Genomic DNA, 18,629 nt, shown 5'->3' on the forward strand with positions numbered 1-18,629 from the left:
AAAAGAAGGACTTACAATAAAATGTAGGTCTTTCTTTTTCACCCTTTACATAGGGTAGGGGGGTATAGTATTATAAATGTAACGATACAAACAAGGGGAGATATCATAATGACAAAAACAGTTTTTTATGTAGAAGGAATGTCTTGCAAAAGTTGTGCAGCAAAGATTGAACAAGCATGTAATGAAGTAGGAGCAATAAAAGTTCAGGTAGATCTAGTTCAAAAGCAGGTAGAAATTGAGCACGACCCCAATAGTCTAGAAGTAGGTCTTCTAAAAGAACAAGTGGAGAAATTGGGATATAAGATAGTGTAAGGCAACTAGGGTATAGTATGTGTGAGGAGGTAGTAGCATGGCTGAGAGTGTCGCAGCAACCAAGCAACAAAAAACAACGATGCAAATTACCGGTATGACTTGTGCCGCATGTGCCCGACGAATTGAAAAAGGATTGCAGAAGACAGAAGGGGTTCAAGATGCTACTGTTAATCTGAGTTTAGAGCGAGCTACGGTTACTTTTGATCCCAAAAAGGTAGGTGTGGTTGATTTAGAACAACGTATAGAATCCCTTGGGTATGGTACAGTCAAAGAAAAAGCTGAGCTTCTTATCACGGGAATGACATGTGCCGCATGTGCGACTCGAATTGAAAAGGGACTAAACAAACTTCCTGGGGTCATGGAAGCAAACGTTAATCTAACGATGGAAAGAGCAACTGTGGTGTATCAACCATCTGAGACAACCATGGTCGATTTAATAAAAAAGGTAGAGAATCTGGGATATGGAGCAAGTCTGAAGCAGGGTGAGCAAGCATCGGAGTCTGATCATCGTAAAAAAGAGATTGCTCGGCAAAAGCGTAAACTTATTATCTCTGCAATCCTATCTCTGCCTTTGTTATGGACGATGGTGAAGCATTTTTCGTTTACATCATTTATTTGGGCCCCTGACATATTAATGAACCCATGGTTTCAATTCCTTTTGGCGACTCCAGTACAGTTCATTATTGGTTGGCAATTTTACCAAGGAGCATACAAGGCACTCCGCAATGGCTCAGCAAACATGGATGTATTAGTAGCATTGGGAACATCCGCAGCTTATTTTTATAGTCTCTATGAAACGATTAGAAGTATGGAAACCATGCATCATGAAGTCCATCTTTATTATGAAACTAGTGCTGTACTTATTACATTAATTCTATTAGGAAAACTTTTTGAAGCATTAGCGAAGGGTCGTACATCAGAAGCAATTAAAACCTTAATGGGACTTCAGGCTAAAACAGCTACGGTTATTCGCAATGGTGAAGAACTGGTCATTGCTGTGGAGGACGTACATGTTGATGACCTGTTTCTCGTAAAGCCAGGTGAAAAAATACCGGTAGATGGAGAGATTGTTGAGGGAAAATCTACAGTAGACGAATCAATGCTCACGGGAGAAAGCATCCCAGTGGAAAAACAGTCAGGCGATCATGTAATAGGAGCTACGATTAATAAAAACGGTGTTTTACAAGTAAGGGCTACAAAGGTCGGTAAGGAAACAGCATTGGCCCAAATTATTAAAGTGGTGGAAGAAGCACAAGGCTCAAAAGCACCGATTCAGCGTGTGGCCGACAAGATTTCAGGTATTTTTGTTCCGATTGTCGTATCGCTTGCTATCTTGTCTTTTTTGATTTGGTACTTCCTCATTACACCGGGTGATTTTACTAGCGCACTAGAAATTCTAATAGCTGTACTTGTCATTGCTTGCCCGTGTGCACTCGGTCTGGCAACCCCAACCTCAATCATGGCAGGCTCTGGTCGGGCAGCCGAAGCGGGTGTACTATTTAAAGGTGGGGAACATTTGGAAGCAACCCATCGAATTGATACAGTACTACTTGATAAAACAGGGACGATTACAAAAGGTAAGCCTGAATTGACGGATGTCCTATCACTAGATATTTGGGAAAAACAGGAATTTATTCGATATATTGCTAGTGCGGAGAAAAATTCCGAGCATCCTTTAGCAGAAGCGATTGTTACAGGTGCTATCGAGCAGGGGATTGTATTACAAATTCCTACCGAATTTGAAGCAATTCCAGGGTATGGGGTGCGTGCCATTATTGATGGGAAAGAATTATTAGTTGGAACACGTAAACTAATGAAGAAATTTGACGTACAGATCGATCAAGCATTACCTATTATGGAAAAATGGGAGCAGGAAGGGAAAACAGCAATGCTAGCTGCCATTGATCAACAATATGCTGGAATAATTGCGGTAGCGGATACAGTCAAACAAACCTCCCGGGAAGCGATTACTCGCTTAAGAGAAATGGGTCTAAGTGTCTATATGGTAACAGGCGATAATGAACGAACAGCAAAAGCGATTGCAGCTCAAGTGGGTGTCGATCATGTAATTGCAGAAGTGTTACCAGAGGAAAAGGCAGCAGAAGTAACCAGATTACAACAAGCTGGTAAAAAAGTAGCGATGGTTGGAGATGGAATCAATGACGCTCCAGCTTTAGCCACAGCAGATATAGGTATTGCTATGGGAACGGGTACAGATATAGCAATGGAAGCAGCTGATATTACATTGATGCGGGGCGATCTAAATAGCATCGCGGATGCTTTCAAAATGAGCAAGAAAACGATGACGAACATTAAACAAAATTTGTTTTGGGCTCTTGCCTACAATTGTTTGGGGATTCCAATTGCTGCTGCTGGCTTATTAGCTCCATGGTTGGCAGGTGCAGCGATGGCACTGAGTTCCGTATCAGTTGTGTTAAATGCTTTGCGATTGCAACGGGTAAAACTTTAAGAAGAGAATAAATGAACGTAAAACGAAAATAAAAAAGACGGCTACAGAAAATAGTAGTCGTCTTTTTTTTGTTTATCAAAAAAATAACATTTTTTCAATAAAATTACCTTGATCAACTAATCATTTTCTAAACGTTGTTATATAGGTAATTTTCTGAATAGTTTTTTGTTAAAATGTTACTTTTTGTCGGATAGATGAATCTTTTCAAATTAGATTGAAACTATCGAACTAAATGTGATAAATATCACACATAGGGTATGGAACAATCTGAGAAAATAACGCAAGGATAGATAAAATACCTTTTAGTTAAAAAACTATCAAGAGAGAGGGATGAGGAAATCAATGGATTTGGATCTGGTATTGCTATCACGTACTCAGTTTGCTTCCACAACGATTTTCCACTTCATCTTCGTCCCATTGACGATTGGATTATCTTTTCTAATCGCAATAATGGAAACGATGTATGTGGTCAAAGGCGAAGAAAAATATAAGCACATGGCAAAGTTCTGGGGCAAGCTGTTCCTAATTAACTTTGGTGTAGGTGTGGTAACAGGGATTCTACAGGAGTTCCAATTTGGTATGAACTGGTCTAATTACTCTAGATTTGTTGGTGACGTTTTCGGTGCACCCCTTGCAATTGAGGCATTATTAGCTTTCTTTTTAGAATCTACATTTATTGGTTTATGGATTTTTGGTTGGGAGCGTTTATCAAAGAAAGTCCACTGTCTCTGTATTTGGCTGGTGTCTTTCGGTACGACAATGTCTGCTTTCTGGATTTTGTTAGCTAACTCTTTTATGCAACGACCTGTAGGCTTTGAAATCAATAATGGTCGAGCAGAGATGAATGACTTTTTTGCGCTCGTTACAAATGGACAGTTAATGGTAGAGTTCCCGCATACGATTTTTTCCGCGTTTGCAACAGGAGCTTTTCTAGTAGCTGGTGTTAGTGCTTATAAATTATTGCGTAAACAAGAGATACCATTCTTTAAATCATCATTTCAGTTATCGATTGTGATTGCTCTTATATCTTCTATCCTTGTTGCTGTATTTGGTCACCAACAAGCACAATACTTGGTGGGAACACAGCCTATGAAAATGGCTGCAAGTGAAGCGTTGTGGGAAAGAAGTCCGGACCCTGCTCCTTGGACAGTATTTGCTACGATTGATCCACAAAATCAGAAAAATGGAATACAGGTTTCAATTCCGTATATGTTAAGCTATCTATCCTATAGTAAATTCTCAGGTGACCTTCCTGGAATGATTGAATTACAAGCTGAATACGAACAAAAATATGGTCCTGGTGATTATATTCCACCTGTTCGTACGACATTCTGGAGTTTCCGCATCATGGTAGCCGGTGGTAGCTTAATGATTCTACTTTCCATGATTGGACTCTATCTGTCATGGCGCAAAAAGCTAGACAAGCCAAATAAATGGTTTATGTATTCAATGGTATATAGTATTTCCTTACCATTTATCGCTAATACGGCAGGCTGGGTTATGACTGAATTTGGTCGTCAACCGTGGACTGTTTTTGGATTGATGAAAACGGAAGATAGTATTTCTCCAAGCGTATCTGCTGGGGAAGTGTTATTCTCACTGATTGCTTTTAGTACGATTTATTTGGTGCTATTCATTGTGCTCCTTTATTTGTTCACTCGTGTTATCAAGAAGGGTCCTTATGCTCTAGTGAAGGCAGAAGCAAGCACAAATGACCCGTTTAATAAGGAGGAAACTCATGCTTTCTCTTAATGAACTCTGGTTTGTTTTAATCGCTGTTTTATTCATTGGATTCTTCTTTTTAGAGGGTTTTGATTTTGGAATTGGGATGTCTACTACTTTCCTAGCCAAATCAGACATGGAGCGCCGCGTTTTAATCAATTCAATTGGCCCGTTCTGGGATGCGAATGAAGTATGGCTATTGACCGCAGGGGGAGCGATGTTTGCTGCGTTCCCTAACTGGTATGCAACGTTGTTTAGTGGGTTTTACTTGCCGTTAGTATTTCTTTTGTTAGCGTTAATCGGTCGCGGTGTTGCTTTTGAATACCGAGGAAAAGTAGATAATCCCGTATGGAGAAAAGTTTGGGATGTTGCGATTTTTATCGGTAGTTTTTTACCACCATTCTTACTTGGTGTGGTATTTGCTTGTCTGTTAAAGGGTTTACCAATCGATGCAAACATGGAAATGAATGCAGGATTGTTTGACATGGTTAATTTGTATAGTGTGATGGGTGGAGTAACTGTCGTTGTTCTTTGCCAAGTACACGGTCTTTTGTTTGCAACGCTACGGACAACAGGTGATTTGCGCATGCGTGCTCGCAAACAAGCAAAAATTTTGTTGGTTCCACTAGCGCTTCTATTGGTTATCTTTGGAGGTATGACCTACTTCATGACGGATATTTTTGCCGTTCGTGGTGGCATACTAAGTGTGATAGCAGTATTGGGTGTTATTGCTTATGTGCTAGCTGGTTACTTTATTACGAAAAAACGCGATGGCTGGGCATTCGGGATGACTGGTACAGTGATTGCCCTTTCCATTAGTTCAGTTTTTATTGGATTGTTCCCACGTGTAATGATTAGCTCGATTGATAGTATGTTCAACCTGACAATTCAAAATGCATCGTCTAGTCCTTACTCTCTTAAAATCATGACGATCGTAGCTTTATCCTTGCTACCATTCGTATTGGGCTATCAAATTTGGAGTTACTTCGTATTTCATAAACGTGTACATGAGAAGGAGCACTTGGAATATTAATGGGTAAAAACTTACTCGGTTATAAAGGAATTGTGCCAGTTCTAATAGCAGTAGCCGTGCTTGTTCTAATCCAAAGCTTGTCGATTCTATACCAGGCAAAATGGTTGGCGGAAGTTATTTCCGCCCTTTTTGCTGGTCAAAAACTACAAGAGCTATATATGGGATTGGGCTTATTTTTACTGGCGTTTCTCGTTCGTCATTTGACCAACTTGTTGCAACAGAAAATCGCCTATCGTTTTGCGATGAAAACAGGCAGTGATGTACGTAAAAGTTTAATGGAGAAGCTATTTTTATTAGGACCGCGTTTTGCAAAAACACAGGGTACAGGGAATGTGGTAACGCTCGTGATAGAGGGCGTTGCACAATTTCGTACCTATCTTGAATTGATTATTCCACGTATGGTTAGTACTGCGATTACGCCTTGGGTTATTCTTGCTTATGTAGCTTGGCAGGATATGATTTCTGGGATTATATTGCTTGTTACTATGCCGATTTTAATTGTGTTCATGATTCTAATTGGTCTTGCAGCTAAGGGGAAAATGGATCGCCAATGGAAATCATATCGCATTTTATCCAACCATTTTGTAGATGCATTACGTGGGTTGGAAACCCTTAAATATTTAGGATTAAGCCGTACACATAGTAAAACAATTGAGCGGGTGAGTGATCGTTATCGCTCTGCTACGATGGGAACTTTGCGTGTAGCATTCCTATCATCATTTGCTTTGGACTTTTTCACAATGCTTTCTGTGGCCTGTGTTGCGGTTAGTCTAGGGCTACGTCTTATTTCAGGGGAAATCTTTCTCTTAACAGGGTTAACCGTGTTGATTTTGGCACCTGAGTATTTCTTGCCAATTCGCATGGTGGGCGCTGATTATCATGCGACGTTAAATGGGAAAGAAGCGGGAGAGGCGATTCAAGCGATCCTTCAGAAGCAGGTTGCTCAAGACAAGAAAGACGATGCCAACGTAACCATAAACGAATGGACGAAGGAAAGCTCGCTAGTGCTTACTTCTATTGGCATGAAGCATGAGAGTAATACAAACTCAATTCAAGTAGAAGAAGCTCATATGGAAGCCAAGCCTTCTTTACGAGATATCTCTTTTACTATAACGGGAAAGCAAAAGATCGGAATTATTGGAGAAAGTGGCGCTGGTAAGTCTACATTGATAGATGTACTTGCTGGATTTTTAGTCCCTACATCTGGACAAATGGAGTTAAATGAGCAACGGATATCTTCGCTTTGCCAACCTGAGTGGCAAAGCCAGACAACCTATATTCCTCAGCATCCCTATATTTTTTCAAGCTCATTCTATGACAATGTAAAGTTTTACTCTCCTTTAGCTAGTGATGAGCAGGTTGAAAAAGCGATTCAAGCTGCTGGTTTAGGTGATTTGTTCAACAGCCTACCTAGAAAAGGTGAGGAACGAATCGGGAATGGTGGACGTGCGCTAAGTGGTGGACAAGAGCAACGCGTCGCTCTTGCTCGTGCCTTTTTAAGTAATCGCCCTATTATTTTATTGGACGAACCGACCGCCCATCTTGATATTGAAACTGAATATGAACTAAAAGAGACGATGCTCTCTTTGTTTGAAGATAAATTAGTGCTTCTGGCAACACATAGGCTACATTGGATGCCTGATATGGATCTTATCATCGTATTGGAACAGGGTACGATAAAAGAAATAGGGACACATGCAGAGTTGCTTGCCAAACAAGGAACATACTATCAAATGATTGTAATGCAAGGGGAGGAAATCTAATGAAGCGAGATGAATGGTTTTTCCCCTACATGAAAGCTCATGCGAGAAGGTTTGTTGTTATTATCCTTTTAGGAGTATGTACAGCTCTTACAGCTAGTTCTTTGATGTTTACATCAGGTTTTCTCATTTCTAAGTCGGCATTGCGACCTGAGAATATTTTGTTGGTCTATGTGCCGGTAGTATTAGTTCGCACGTTTGGTATCAGTCGTGCTGTCGTGCATTATGTGGAACGTTTGATCGGGCATGATACAATCTTGCGGATTCTATCCAAAATGCGTTTACGGTTGTATCAAATTCTTGAACCGCAAGCATTATTTGTTCGTTCACGTTTTCGTACAGGTGATTTACTGGGTGTTCTAGCTGATGATGTCGAGTATCTTCAAAATGTATATTTACGCACCATTTTTCCCAGCATTGTTGCATTGGTAATGTTTATGGTGGTGCTTGCTGTCATTGGGTGGTTTGATGCAGGATTTGCCTTGTTCTTGGCTTTTTTAATCATGTTATTGCTATTTGTATTTCCGGCTATTTCCCTTATGCTGACTAAACAACTGCAAACAGAAAGTAAATCAGAACGCAATGGTTTATATCAAAAACTGACAGATGCCATAATGGGTATGAGTGACTGGGTGATAAGTGGTAGAGAGGAGCAATTTGTTCATTCCTACGAGCAGGATGAGGCGAAAGTAGCCCGTATTGACACTACATTAAGCGAATGGAGTAAGTGGCGCAATTTCTTGGGACAAGGTATTGTAGGTTGCATTGTCGTAGCCATGTTATTTTGGACAGGTGATCAATACGCTATGGGAGAAATTGCTGTGACGTTGATTGCGGCTTTTGTACTGGTCATGTTTCCAGTGATGGATATCTTTTTGCCAATCTCAGAAGCTATTGAGAAAATTCCCCAATATCAAAACTCATTAGACCGCTTGCACAGTATTAATAAGATAGATGGAAACAATCAAACAAGCGAGTTCCATTCAAGGATAGATGAGCAGCTGATACAAGTAGCCCAGAAGGATGCACACATCCGAATAGAGGAAGTCACATATCAATATGCTCCAGAAGCACCAATTGCGGTTGGGCAGGTATCGCTTAGTGTGCCACAAGGTAAAAAAATAGCAATCATTGGACGAAGTGGTGCTGGTAAATCTACTTTACTAAAGCTAATTCAAGGTGCGCTACTTCCTACTCAAGGCCGTGTCAGCATTCAAGGTATGCCGGCAGATCATTATGGTGAGCATATACCGACGATCATGTCAGTATTAAATCAAAGTCCTCATCTGTTTGACACTACTGTAGGAAATAATATTCGACTTGGAAATGTAGAGGCATCTGATGAGGAATTGAAGCAGGTTTGTAGGCAGGTTCAATTGGATCGCTTAATCGAGTCTTTGCCAGAAGGGTATCAGACGCCGATGAATGAAACGGGGCAACGTTTTTCAGGCGGTGAGCGTCAACGCATTGCACTGGCACGTATCCTTCTACAAAATACACCGATCGTGTTGCTCGATGAACCTACAGTAGGGTTAGATCCTCGTACGGAACGAGAGCTATTACGGACTATTTTTAAAACCATGAACGGGAAAACACTCATTTGGATTACTCATCATCTAGTAGGTGCAGAGTATATGGATGAAATTATATTTATGGAAGCTGGAAAGATTGTCATGCGAGGAACACATGCGGAATTAATGAACAAAGAGCCTCGTTATCAGAATTTATATCGTTTGGATCGACCTGAGGAATTTCAAGTGAAATGAAAATTTTTTTCTTGAAAATGAGAAAGTAGCAATTGGAGATGGCCCCTTTTGCTACTTTCTCTATTTTTTTAAACGATACAAGCCAGAGTGGTCTAAACTGACGTGAACTTGAATGGTTTTCAGCGACGCTTTCGTTAAGGTAATTTTGTTACTTTCGGATAGACGTTTCCAGGTTTGTATATCTTGTTTGTACAGATTATTTTTTAACGAATATAGATCAATTCCCTTTTTGATTCCATTTTGATAGGTATCTCTAATTTCTTGTTTTATTTTCTGTTCGGCTCTTTTACGTAGCTCCTCCATATCCGTTTTTTCGGATAATTCATCTATAAATCCATGCACATCTACATATATGGAAAACCGAAGTTGACCACTTTGATCAAATGTAAACTTTACTTTATGTTTGGGCTTGGAAAAGGCCAGGTCAGCTAATGGTTTGCCTTCTCGATCAAGATGAACGAAGGATTGGACAGTAGTGGGTGTCATCCAGCGTAGACCAGAAAGCTGAGTTTCTGGAAACCACCCGCCATTGGTTCCAGCTTTAATGGCATAGACTCCATCTATTTTAAATTGAGGTGTTTTTTTTTGATCTTTCTTCCATTCCTTTTGGGTAATACTTAAGGATGGTAGTAATAAAGTAAGTCCGGGCTCCCTAACTTCGTAGACAAACCGGTGGAACCTAATCGGTTCAATGATCGAGTTCTGCTTAAAGGGTTCTTCTGGATTGTGTAAGATGGTAAGTAGCGAAGACAGCCCAAATAGAGAGGGAGTAACAAATAAGCTGTCGATAGGTTTCTCTGAGCCAAAAATCCAGGGGGTGTATCGGACCTCAGGGTAACGGAGCAAGCTATCAATATTTGCTAAAATATCTTTCTCTAATACCCTCTCACTTAGAACAATTCCGGTAATATAATCCCAAACTACTCTCAATTGGTTAGATTTAAAAAAATGATTGATGGCCCGGTCAATCGTTTTTCCTTTGGCTTGAGCGATCCAAATAGGCTTGTTTACTCTGGTAGTAGCTCCTTCCTGCTTTGCAATATTCGTGAAATCGAGAGACTGCGTGTAGATAATAAATTCTCCGTCCTTATAATCAATCCCGAGTGCGGTCACGTAATTTAAGTCTTGAATGTTTTTATTATCCCAACAGCCGGTTAACAAAAACAACAGGGGGATTATCAGAAGGTAGCAGCAACAAGCCCAAGTCTTTTTCCTCATGATTGATCACTGCCTTGTCTAGTAGAATCAGTTGTATGCAGGATTTTTGGTCGTTTTTTCATCGATTTTAAAGGAATAGCGATTAATGATTTCAGCATATCTCCAAAGGTGGGCGGAGAAATTGGTGCTAAATAAGGGAGACCGAACGATTCCTGAGTAGACAGATAGAGTACAATTGATAAAAGTGATAGAAAAAAACCGTACATGCCTAGAAAGGACGATAAAACGAGTACAAATATTCGTAAGACACTAACCGTTCCACTCAACGACTGATTGACCAAGGTAAAGGTTGCCACCGCCGTCACTGCTGCAACGACCAAGGTAGTGGGTGAACCAAGCCCAGCACGGATAGAGGCATCCCCAACAATTAATCCTCCGACTACTGCTACTGTTTGTCCTACTGCCTTTGGTAGGCGAACACCTGCCTCGCGAAAAATTTCAAACAACCCTAGCATCAAAAACATTTCCATGGAGGATGAAAGAGGTAGTCCAAGTCGTGCAGTGGTTACTGTAGCTAACAGAGGGAATGGTAATTGTTCTACATTAAAAGCAATCAGGGCAGTCCATAGTCCAGGCGTAAAAATAGAAACAATCAATCCAAGAAGCCTGAGGATACGTTCAAAAGTAACGAAATAGAACGGAAAGTGGGCATCCTCAGGTGATTTCAAGGTCATAAGAAGATTGGTAGGCCCAATCAATGCCATAGGAGAACCTTCTATAAAAATGATAAAACGACCACGTAATAAACTCTGTACAACATAATCAGGGCGCCCAATATAATCCAATAAAGGAAATAAGGCATAAGAGGAGTCACCCAAGGCTTCTCCAAGCTGTGAGCTACTAACCAAGGCATCTACACTGATGTTTGTAAGCCGAAGTCGTACATCTTCTACGAGAGTGGGGTCAATAATATCATTGATATACAAAAGAGCTACCTGAGATTGACTGCGTAGACCGATTGTGAAGCTTTCATTCCACATTGATTCAGAACGAAGTCTTTTTCTAATCAGGGCTATGTTTGTTGAAACGCTTTCCGTAAACCCATCCTTTGGTCCTTTGATTGAAATCTCCGTGTTAGATTCTTCGGGTGAACGATTTGGTGGATCTGAAATATCCAATAAAAAGGCTCGATTATATTTATCTAGAGTAATGATGAGCTTCCCAGTAAACAACTCTCGCTCAATCTCTTTTAGATCAATAGGTGAATCTATAGGCTGCAAAGGTAAAGTCCGATGTTGCTCTAACTCTTCTAAAGAGGAATACATGCTAAACTTTTTTTGGAGATCGGAAAACACAATTTGCCGATACATTCTAGCATCGATAAGTCCATCACAATAGAAAAACGAGATGGGCACAGGCGAATCTGTGGTAGCAAACTGAAATGTTTCTACTTTCACATCTGCACATTTTGCAAAATGGTCACAGAGAAGCTGACTTAAGCTTTGGGTGCTGTTTGTGTTGGTAAATTGGTTAAGTTGATTAGTTTCCTTCCGCATGTTCATCCGTACCTCTCGCGTTCTTTTTTGACCAGCTTCCAATGAGAGCAAGTAAGAGTGAAATGGCCAATAAAATAAGTAAAGATAAGGGGAAATAGATCTTTTTAAAGGTATCAATTAATAAAGGATCCTTCGTATGGAATAAAATAATGACCACAATAAGTATGCCAGACAAAATAGTTACTAGAATTTGATGGCCACGTTTTTTAATAGGGAGAACGTCATAAATAAGGAATAAAGCTAGGGATACACGTATAAATGCTCCAGATAACCATTGGAAGATAGAGAGAAAATCAACATGTTCAATATACTTGCCAATGGTAACAAGACGCCATTGTTCAAAAGCTGGATACATTTGATTCGCTGCTTCCTTTGGACCGAAGCTAGCAATTGCACCCATATAGGGACCAAGTGTTAGTCCAGCGAGTAAGATACAGAGCCATACTGCCTTTTTAAAGGTAATGGAGGTAGAGATGTGATGTTGCAGCATCAGAAGAAAGATGATTTCTACCATGCCATTTCCGATGACCATTGCTCCTTTAAAAACAGAAAGATAACCATTTTCAAGGATGGGTAGTAAAAGAGAGTAATTTTTATACTGAAAGTTGGCGCCCATAACGAAATACCCTAATAAAATAACGATCGGCAATAATACTCCTGAACAGATGGCTAACGGTTGTATACCAGATAAAGCACAGAGTATCGCCAAGAGAAGCATGCTGGCGGCAACCACAAATACAGGAGTTTGCGGTAAATAAGATATCTTGGTCCACATTGTCACATCTAGAGTTGTTACATATATATCTGAGAGTAAGTAGAGAATGAGCAGTCCGATGATGAGCCAAGCAAGCCAAGTACTGCTCTGTTGTTTAATCCATGAAAACAATTTCATTCCTTTTTGCCGACGAATAATGAACAGCAACAGAGGAAGCCAGCAAACTGTAAGTACCATAGCGATTAAAATACTGATCCAACCATCTCTTTCAACCGTACGAAGCAATAATGGAATTAAAATAACATGATTAAGAAGTCCTGCTGATAGAAAGAAAATACAGCAGGTTTGTAGGAACGTAATAGGTGTATCTCTATATCTCACAAGATATCCTCCATTTACTAAAAATGGATTTTTCTTAGTGTGATCGAAATCAGGTAAGATTAACCGAAAAAAAGCCTTTCCTAAAAAAGGAAAGACCTAGAGGTTAATGGCTGTGCTTATGATCATGATTATGTTCAAGCCTCTCACTAGCTTGAGGCCCTGTTTCACATAAAAGCTCCTGATGTAAAATACTCGAATCTTCAATCTGGATGGTGGAGTGAGTAATGCCGAATTGATGTTCTAAAGTATGTAATGCTTCTTGCAGAATAGGGTAACTGGCGAGTCCGTCTTGAACATGTAAGTGACAACTGAGCGAATCAAATCCGGAGGTAACCGTCCAAATGTGTAAATCATGCACGCTAGTAACTCCTTGAATCTTGGATAAAGCACGTGAAACTTGCTCAGCGTCTATAGAAGCTGGGGTGCTTTCCATTAGAACGTCGACAGAATCTCTAGTAACACGCCATGCACTTAGCATAATCAGGACAGCTACTACTACACTAATGATTGGATCAGCGATATACCAATCGAATTTCCACATGAGGAAACCCGCTAGAATGGCACCCACAGATCCCAATAGATCACCAAGTACATGCAAAAAAGCACTACGAATATTCAGGTTGTTTTTGTAATCTCCACGCATTAGAACAAAGGCTGCTGCAATATTAGCCAATAATCCAACGAACGCGATACCCATCATCGAAAGGCTTGCTACTTCAGGTGGTGCAAAGAAACGTTGATAAGCTTCCCAAATGATTACAAGGGAGATAACCACTAGCATTACACCATTAATGAGAGCGGCAAGGATTTCAAAGCGATAAAAGCCGTATGTTTTTTTTGCTGAAGGTTTTCTAGCGGCAAAAAACATGGCGATTAGACTAAGAAATAAGGCAGAAGAGTCGCTTAGCATATGCCCTGCATCCGACAAGAGGGCAAGGCTGTTTGTTAGAAAGCCACCAATCACTTCTACAATTAAAAAAGCAGTGATTATAAATAAAGAAATTAACAGAGCCTGTTTGTTGGCTCCCCTCCCGTGATGATGATGTCCTCCTCCGTGAGAATGATCATGAGGGTGTCCCATATAATTGCTCCTTTCAAAAGCGAATGAGTAGGTTCAAATTCCTATAAACGTGTATAGAGGTTTATGTATTGTTGCCTTGTTTGATTTATATTATATAACCAAACCGCAAAACATTCAAATGTTTATTTGAATGTTTGAATGAATGCCCTGATGATTCTCCTTTTCTTGAAAGGGTAAATAGTTAGAACTAAAGAGTTGGAGGTAGAAAAGATGCAAATAACTCCTCAACAGGTAGAGAATTGCTTACAAGTGTGTAAAGCTTGTTTAAAGGCCTGTAACGAATGCTATGTAGCCTGTTTACAAGAAAGTGAGTTAGATACCTTCAGAGACTGTCTTCTCATCGTACGGCAAAGTGCAGAAATATGTATGCTAGCTATTAGTGCATTGTCCTTGGATAGTATGTTTAGTAGTCAAATCTGCAAATTAACAGCGGAAATCTGCGAAGCATGTGCAAAAATATGCAGTCAGCATGAACAAGATTATTGCCAAACATGTGCCCAGACTTGCTATCAATGTGCAGCGGCTTGTCGCGAAATGGTGGTTCACTAAATTAGCGAACAGCTGTCGTTCGTTGTATCGATGACTTTTTTCGTGTGTGGTAATGTTACAAGAGGAATTAGGATAAAAATGTGATAAACTATAGGGAAGCAAACGTTTGGAAAAGGGGAAAATGAGATGAATGTAAATACTGTATACATCGTGGAAGATGATCCCAAACTGGCTGAACTTTTACAAAGTTATATTGAAAAATATGGATACCAAGCTGTTATTGTTAAGAACTTTGAGCGTGTGATGGAAGAGTTTCAAGAGCTGAATCCGCAATTGGTTCTTTTAGATGTAAATTTACCAAAATTCGATGGTTATTATTGGTGTCGCCAGATCAGAAAAATTTCTACATGTCCGATACTGTTCATTTCAGCCCGAGCAGGAGAAATGGATCAGATTCTAGGCTTGGAAAACGGAGCAGATGACTATATAGCAAAACCGTTCCACTATGATGTTGTTATGGCCAAAATTCGTAGCCATTTACGCCGTAATTATGGCGATTATGCTCCTAAAATGCAGGAACGAATTGTACAGCAGGCAGGATTAACATTATATCCCGAACGAATGGAGCTCACATTACATAATGAAATGGTGAGTTTAACGAAAAAAGAGGCAGTATTAATTGAGGAACTAATGAAACGCTACCCCCGTATTGTGAGCCGTGAGCGTTTGCTAGAAAATTTATGGGATGATCAGGTATACGTGGACGACAATACATTAAATGTGAATATCACACGTGTCCGAAAAAAGTTTCAGGAATTAGGTATTGAAGATGCAATTGAAACTGTGCGTGGAGCTGGATACCGATTGGTACTAACGTGGGGGAATGAAGCGTGAAGTTGTTCTTTCGTGAACATTTACGCCTGATATTCTTTCAGGTTTTTCAATTGCTATTTGTTTTGTTCATCTTATTATTAGATGGTTATGCTAAAAATTCCGTCTTAATCTATATGTTTGTACTAAGTATAGGTTTGTTAGCCATCTATCTTTTTATTACCTATATCCGTTCGAGAGAATTTTATTTGCATTTGGAAAAGCCAATGGAGACCCTGGAAGATTCGTTAGTGGATTTTCATGAAACACCAGTTAGTGAAGCATATGCGGAAGCGATGCAGAGTCAATATCGAATGTATCAGCAATTGATCCTCGAACATGAACGCAAGAAAGACGAGCATGTTACTTTCATGAATCAATGGGTTCATCAGATGAAGACACCTTTATCTGTTATCCAGCTATTAGTGCAAGATGAGGATGAACCTCCTTTTCCTAGTATAAGGGAAGAAGCGGAGAGGATTGGACGGGGATTAGAAATGGTCCTACATACGTCCCGGTTGGAAGTGTTCGAACGAGACTTTCGTGTAGATTCCGTTGAATTGAAGCCGATTGTACAACGGGTCATACAGGAGAATAAAACCTATTTTATTCGCAACCAGGTTTATCCGGATGTACAAATTCCGGACGGACTATATGTGAAATCAGATTCGAAATGGCTTCCTTTTATGTTAAATCAAATTATTACGAATGCAATTAAATATTCCGCAGGCTCCAAGCAAAAGATTACGATTTCTGGTACCCAAGAGGAGACAGAGGTTAGATTAGAGATTACCGATCGAGGAGTCGGAATTCCAGAGCCAGATATTAAGCGTGTATTTCGCCCTTTCTTTACCGGAGAGAATGGACGTAAATATCGTGAATCAACTGGAATGGGGCTATATTTAGTGCAACAGATCAGCGATAAATTAGAGCATCAGGTGAGCATCACCTCAAAAGTAGGCGTGGGAACGACAGTTTCGTTGGTTTTCCCCTGTCATGTGATGAAGTAATCAGAATATCCCTATAGGAAAAAGACAAATTACTATCATGTTCAGACTAGCGCTGTGAAGCAGGTTTTTATCACATTTCTAGTCTGCTTCGTTTTTCTAGAAAAGGAAAACCGACCGTGTGAGTTACATCTAACATACGGTCGGTTTTTTATAAAAACATACGTGCTAACGGGATGAATATATTACTTTCTTTTTGTTAGATCGACATTTATGCTCGTGAAGACTACCTTTCTATTGATGCTGATCGTTTTGAGTACGAAGGCAAAAGCTGTTAATAAACTGATGAACTAATAAATTTACCTCATGATAAGCTTTGGTAGGTAGCTGATGCTTATAACGAGGAATGGAACGAACTTTTGCCATAGGTAATTGAGAAGCCATTTCTGTAGCAAAACCAGAAAAATGTGGATCGTTTTCCCCTGTTAATAATAGAATGGGGTGATTGATCTCATGGAGGCGATCCAATACATCGTAGCAAGTAGCATAGTGATAATAATCAGCAATACCTATCGGGTTTCCTTTAACGGCATCTCGATAATTTCGGATAAAAGTGAGAGGATTATTGGCATTGCTATAGCCGATAACCATTGCTAATGTGTGTAGAGCACCCCGTCGTGCTATTTTTTCAGCAACAGAAATTAATCGATGTAGATAGGGGCTTCTACAGTGTGCCATACCGCTTAATAAAATCGCACCTCTTATGTGTTGGGGTGTTTGTAACATCATTTCTAATGCTATAGAGCCACCGGTTGAGTAGCCTAAGAGGACTGCTTGTTCGATACAGAGATGCTCCAGTAATTGATTTAGGTCAGAAGCGATTCCTTTGTAGGTAAAGGGATGGGCTGAAAGACTACTTCTGCCGTGCCCCCTCAAATCCACGGTAATAACCTGATAGCGGTCTTGTAGTTCTTTTTGTTGATAATAAAAAATGCTACCCGTAAGTAGAGGGGGATGGATACATAAGATAGGAAGCCCTTCTCCTTTTATCTCATAATGGATGGTTGCGCCGTTAGCAATAAAGTAAGGCATATGATACCTCCGTTTTATATGTTTAGTTACTAATTTGCGCAAGGCAATCTTTTTTCAAACATGTAGGTGGTTAGAGAAGGTTGCTAGAACATGAGTTTGCTTGTATAGTCTTGATAGATGACGTAAAGGTAGACGGGTGACTTATGGAAGAGAATAAAATTAGTAAGATGGTTGAAGCAGCCAAAATGTATTATCAGCTGGATTTAAGCCAGCAAGAGATTGCTAAGCAACTAGGTGTATCAAGACCAACCGTATCGAGACTACTACAGCAAGCGAAGGCGGAAGGCATTGTGCGCATTGAAATTATGGACCCAGATGAAAGTCTTCAGCGTATTGAGTTGGAGCTAGCGCAAAAATATAATCTCAAAGATGCTTTGGTTGTTCCAGTAGCGACTAATGATGAGTCGCTCATTAAAGAAATGATTGGTAAACGAACAGCGCAGTATCTCCATGAGGTTGTCACAGACAATGATATTATCGCTGTTACATGGGGCACGACAATGTACCGAGTAGCCATGGAATTACAGCCAAAAGCCATCCAGGGAGCACAGGTGGTGCAATTGAAGGGCGGTGTGAGTCATTCTCAAACAAACACCTATGCTTCAGAGGTATTACATTTATTTGGACAAGCCTATCACACGACACCGCATTATTTGCCTCTGCCTGCAATAGTCGACTCAGCGTTGGTAAAAGAAACAGTGGAGACAGATCGTTACATACAACGACAGTTAGATTTGGCACGAAAGGCTAACATTGCTATTTTTACTGTTGGTGGAGTCATGTCAGATGCGTTATTGTTTCGTTTAGGCTATTTTAGTGAACATGATTTAGCTCTGTTAGCCAAACGGGCAGTTGGCGATATTTGCTCTCGATTCTATGATCAGGAGGGTAACATTGTAAATGAAGAGCTAACGAACCGGACAGTTGGTATTCCTATAGAAGAGCTGAAGAGTAAAGAGCGGTCTATTCTAGTGGCTGGAGGGTCAACCAAGTTAGAGGCAATTCGAGGGGCCATCCGTGGTGGCTATAATAATGTTTTGGTTACAGATCAATATACTGCCAAGGAACTATTAAAAAAATAAAGAGTGGATGAAACAACTCAAATCACTTTTATTTTACAAGAAAAAGAGGCAAGCTCTACCTTACAGAGCAGGCCTCTTTTTGATTATCGAAAATTTCTGCTTGTAATCTTCACAAAATGTCTTAAAATAGGTGCTTACCCTTTTTAAAGACAGCAACCCGTTACTACCTTCTGAATAGAGCTCCATTTGTATATG

The 18,629-nt window shown here is 40.1% G+C and carries 15 protein-coding genes; 10 read left to right on the forward strand and 5 right to left on the reverse strand.

What is annotated here, in order from left to right:
• Positions 1–108 precede the first annotated feature (108 nt).
• The 6 genes from ACQV1I_RS08875 to cydC all read left to right on the forward strand — a co-directional run bounded on the left by ACQV1I_RS08875 (position 109) and on the right by cydC (position 9,063).
• Positions 109–312, forward strand: a complete 204-nt coding sequence (locus ACQV1I_RS08875) for a heavy-metal-associated domain-containing protein (protein WP_018674250.1) — start codon at positions 109–111, stop codon at positions 310–312.
• A 37-nt stretch (positions 313–349) separates the two neighbouring features.
• Positions 350–2,782 carry a heavy metal translocating P-type ATPase gene (locus ACQV1I_RS08880; RefSeq protein ID WP_116333682.1) on the forward strand — a complete coding sequence of 811 codons (2,433 nt, stop codon included), beginning with the start codon at positions 350–352 and terminating at the stop codon, positions 2,780–2,782.
• A gap of 348 nt (positions 2,783–3,130) precedes the next feature.
• Positions 3,131–4,534, forward strand: coding sequence for a cytochrome ubiquinol oxidase subunit I (locus tag ACQV1I_RS08885; RefSeq protein ID WP_094699305.1), 1,404 nt, complete (start codon positions 3,131–3,133; stop codon positions 4,532–4,534).
• Complete coding sequence (gene cydB / locus ACQV1I_RS08890; RefSeq protein ID WP_116333683.1) at positions 4,521–5,537, forward strand: cytochrome d ubiquinol oxidase subunit II; 1,017 nt, start codon at positions 4,521–4,523, stop codon at positions 5,535–5,537. The genes ACQV1I_RS08885 and cydB overlap by 14 nt, the downstream gene beginning before the upstream one ends.
• Entirely contained in the window at positions 5,537–7,300 is a 1,764-nt protein-coding gene (gene cydD, locus ACQV1I_RS08895) for a thiol reductant ABC exporter subunit CydD (protein ID WP_094699144.1), read from the forward strand. Before cydB ends, cydD begins: the two co-directional genes overlap by 1 nt.
• Positions 7,300–9,063 (forward strand): thiol reductant ABC exporter subunit CydC, encoded by a 1,764-nt coding sequence (gene cydC / locus ACQV1I_RS08900; RefSeq protein WP_116333684.1) that lies wholly within the window; start codon positions 7,300–7,302, stop codon positions 9,061–9,063. Before cydD ends, cydC begins: the two co-directional genes overlap by 1 nt.
• A gap of 60 nt (positions 9,064–9,123) precedes the next feature.
• Here cydC and ACQV1I_RS08905 read toward each other — a convergent pair whose 3' ends face one another.
• The 4 genes from ACQV1I_RS08905 to ACQV1I_RS08920 all read right to left on the reverse strand — a co-directional run bounded on the left by ACQV1I_RS08905 (position 9,124) and on the right by ACQV1I_RS08920 (position 13,954).
• Complete coding sequence (locus ACQV1I_RS08905) at positions 9,124–10,281, reverse strand: Ger(x)C family spore germination protein (RefSeq protein WP_116333685.1); 1,158 nt, start codon at positions 10,279–10,281, stop codon at positions 9,124–9,126.
• Positions 10,278–11,777, reverse strand: coding sequence for a spore germination protein (locus ACQV1I_RS08910; protein WP_116333686.1), 1,500 nt, complete (start codon positions 11,775–11,777; stop codon positions 10,278–10,280). Before ACQV1I_RS08910 ends, ACQV1I_RS08905 begins: the two co-directional genes overlap by 4 nt.
• On the reverse strand, positions 11,761–12,873 hold the full coding sequence (locus ACQV1I_RS08915) for an endospore germination permease (protein WP_116333687.1): 1,113 nt from the start codon (positions 12,871–12,873) through the stop codon (positions 11,761–11,763). Before ACQV1I_RS08915 ends, ACQV1I_RS08910 begins: the two co-directional genes overlap by 17 nt.
• Positions 12,874–12,976: 103 nt before the next feature.
• Entirely contained in the window at positions 12,977–13,954 is a 978-nt protein-coding gene (locus ACQV1I_RS08920; protein ID WP_104033768.1) for a cation diffusion facilitator family transporter, read from the reverse strand.
• Positions 13,955–14,164: 210 nt separating this feature from the next.
• Here ACQV1I_RS08920 and ACQV1I_RS08925 point away from each other — a divergent pair, with 210 nt between their 5' ends.
• The 3 genes from ACQV1I_RS08925 (at position 14,165) to ACQV1I_RS08935 (ending at position 16,323) form a co-directional block, all read left to right on the forward strand.
• Complete coding sequence (locus ACQV1I_RS08925; RefSeq protein ID WP_104033767.1) at positions 14,165–14,503, forward strand: four-helix bundle copper-binding protein; 339 nt, start codon at positions 14,165–14,167, stop codon at positions 14,501–14,503.
• Between the two features lie 126 nt (positions 14,504–14,629).
• The gene (locus ACQV1I_RS08930; protein WP_018674261.1) at positions 14,630–15,337 is read left to right on the forward strand and encodes a response regulator transcription factor; all 708 of its coding nucleotides are present in this window, start codon (positions 14,630–14,632) and stop codon (positions 15,335–15,337) included.
• A complete protein-coding gene (locus ACQV1I_RS08935; RefSeq protein ID WP_116333688.1) occupies positions 15,334–16,323 on the forward strand; it encodes a sensor histidine kinase in 990 nt (329 codons plus the stop codon). The genes ACQV1I_RS08930 and ACQV1I_RS08935 overlap by 4 nt, the downstream gene beginning before the upstream one ends.
• Positions 16,324–16,554: 231 nt before the next feature.
• On the opposite strand, the gene ACQV1I_RS08940 is transcribed toward ACQV1I_RS08935, so the two are convergent.
• A complete protein-coding gene (locus ACQV1I_RS08940) occupies positions 16,555–17,352 on the reverse strand; it encodes an alpha/beta fold hydrolase (protein ID WP_116333689.1) in 798 nt (265 codons plus the stop codon).
• Between the two features lie 143 nt (positions 17,353–17,495).
• On the opposite strand from ACQV1I_RS08940, the gene ACQV1I_RS08945 reads away from it, so the two are divergent.
• Entirely contained in the window at positions 17,496–18,434 is a 939-nt protein-coding gene (locus ACQV1I_RS08945) for a sugar-binding transcriptional regulator (protein WP_018674264.1), read from the forward strand.
• The last annotated feature ends 195 nt before the right edge of the window (positions 18,435–18,629 follow it).

The organism is Brevibacillus sp. JB24b (assembly GCF_051713385.1).
GTDB classification, from domain to species: Bacteria; Bacillota; Bacilli; order Brevibacillales; family Brevibacillaceae; genus Brevibacillus_B; species Brevibacillus_B laterosporus.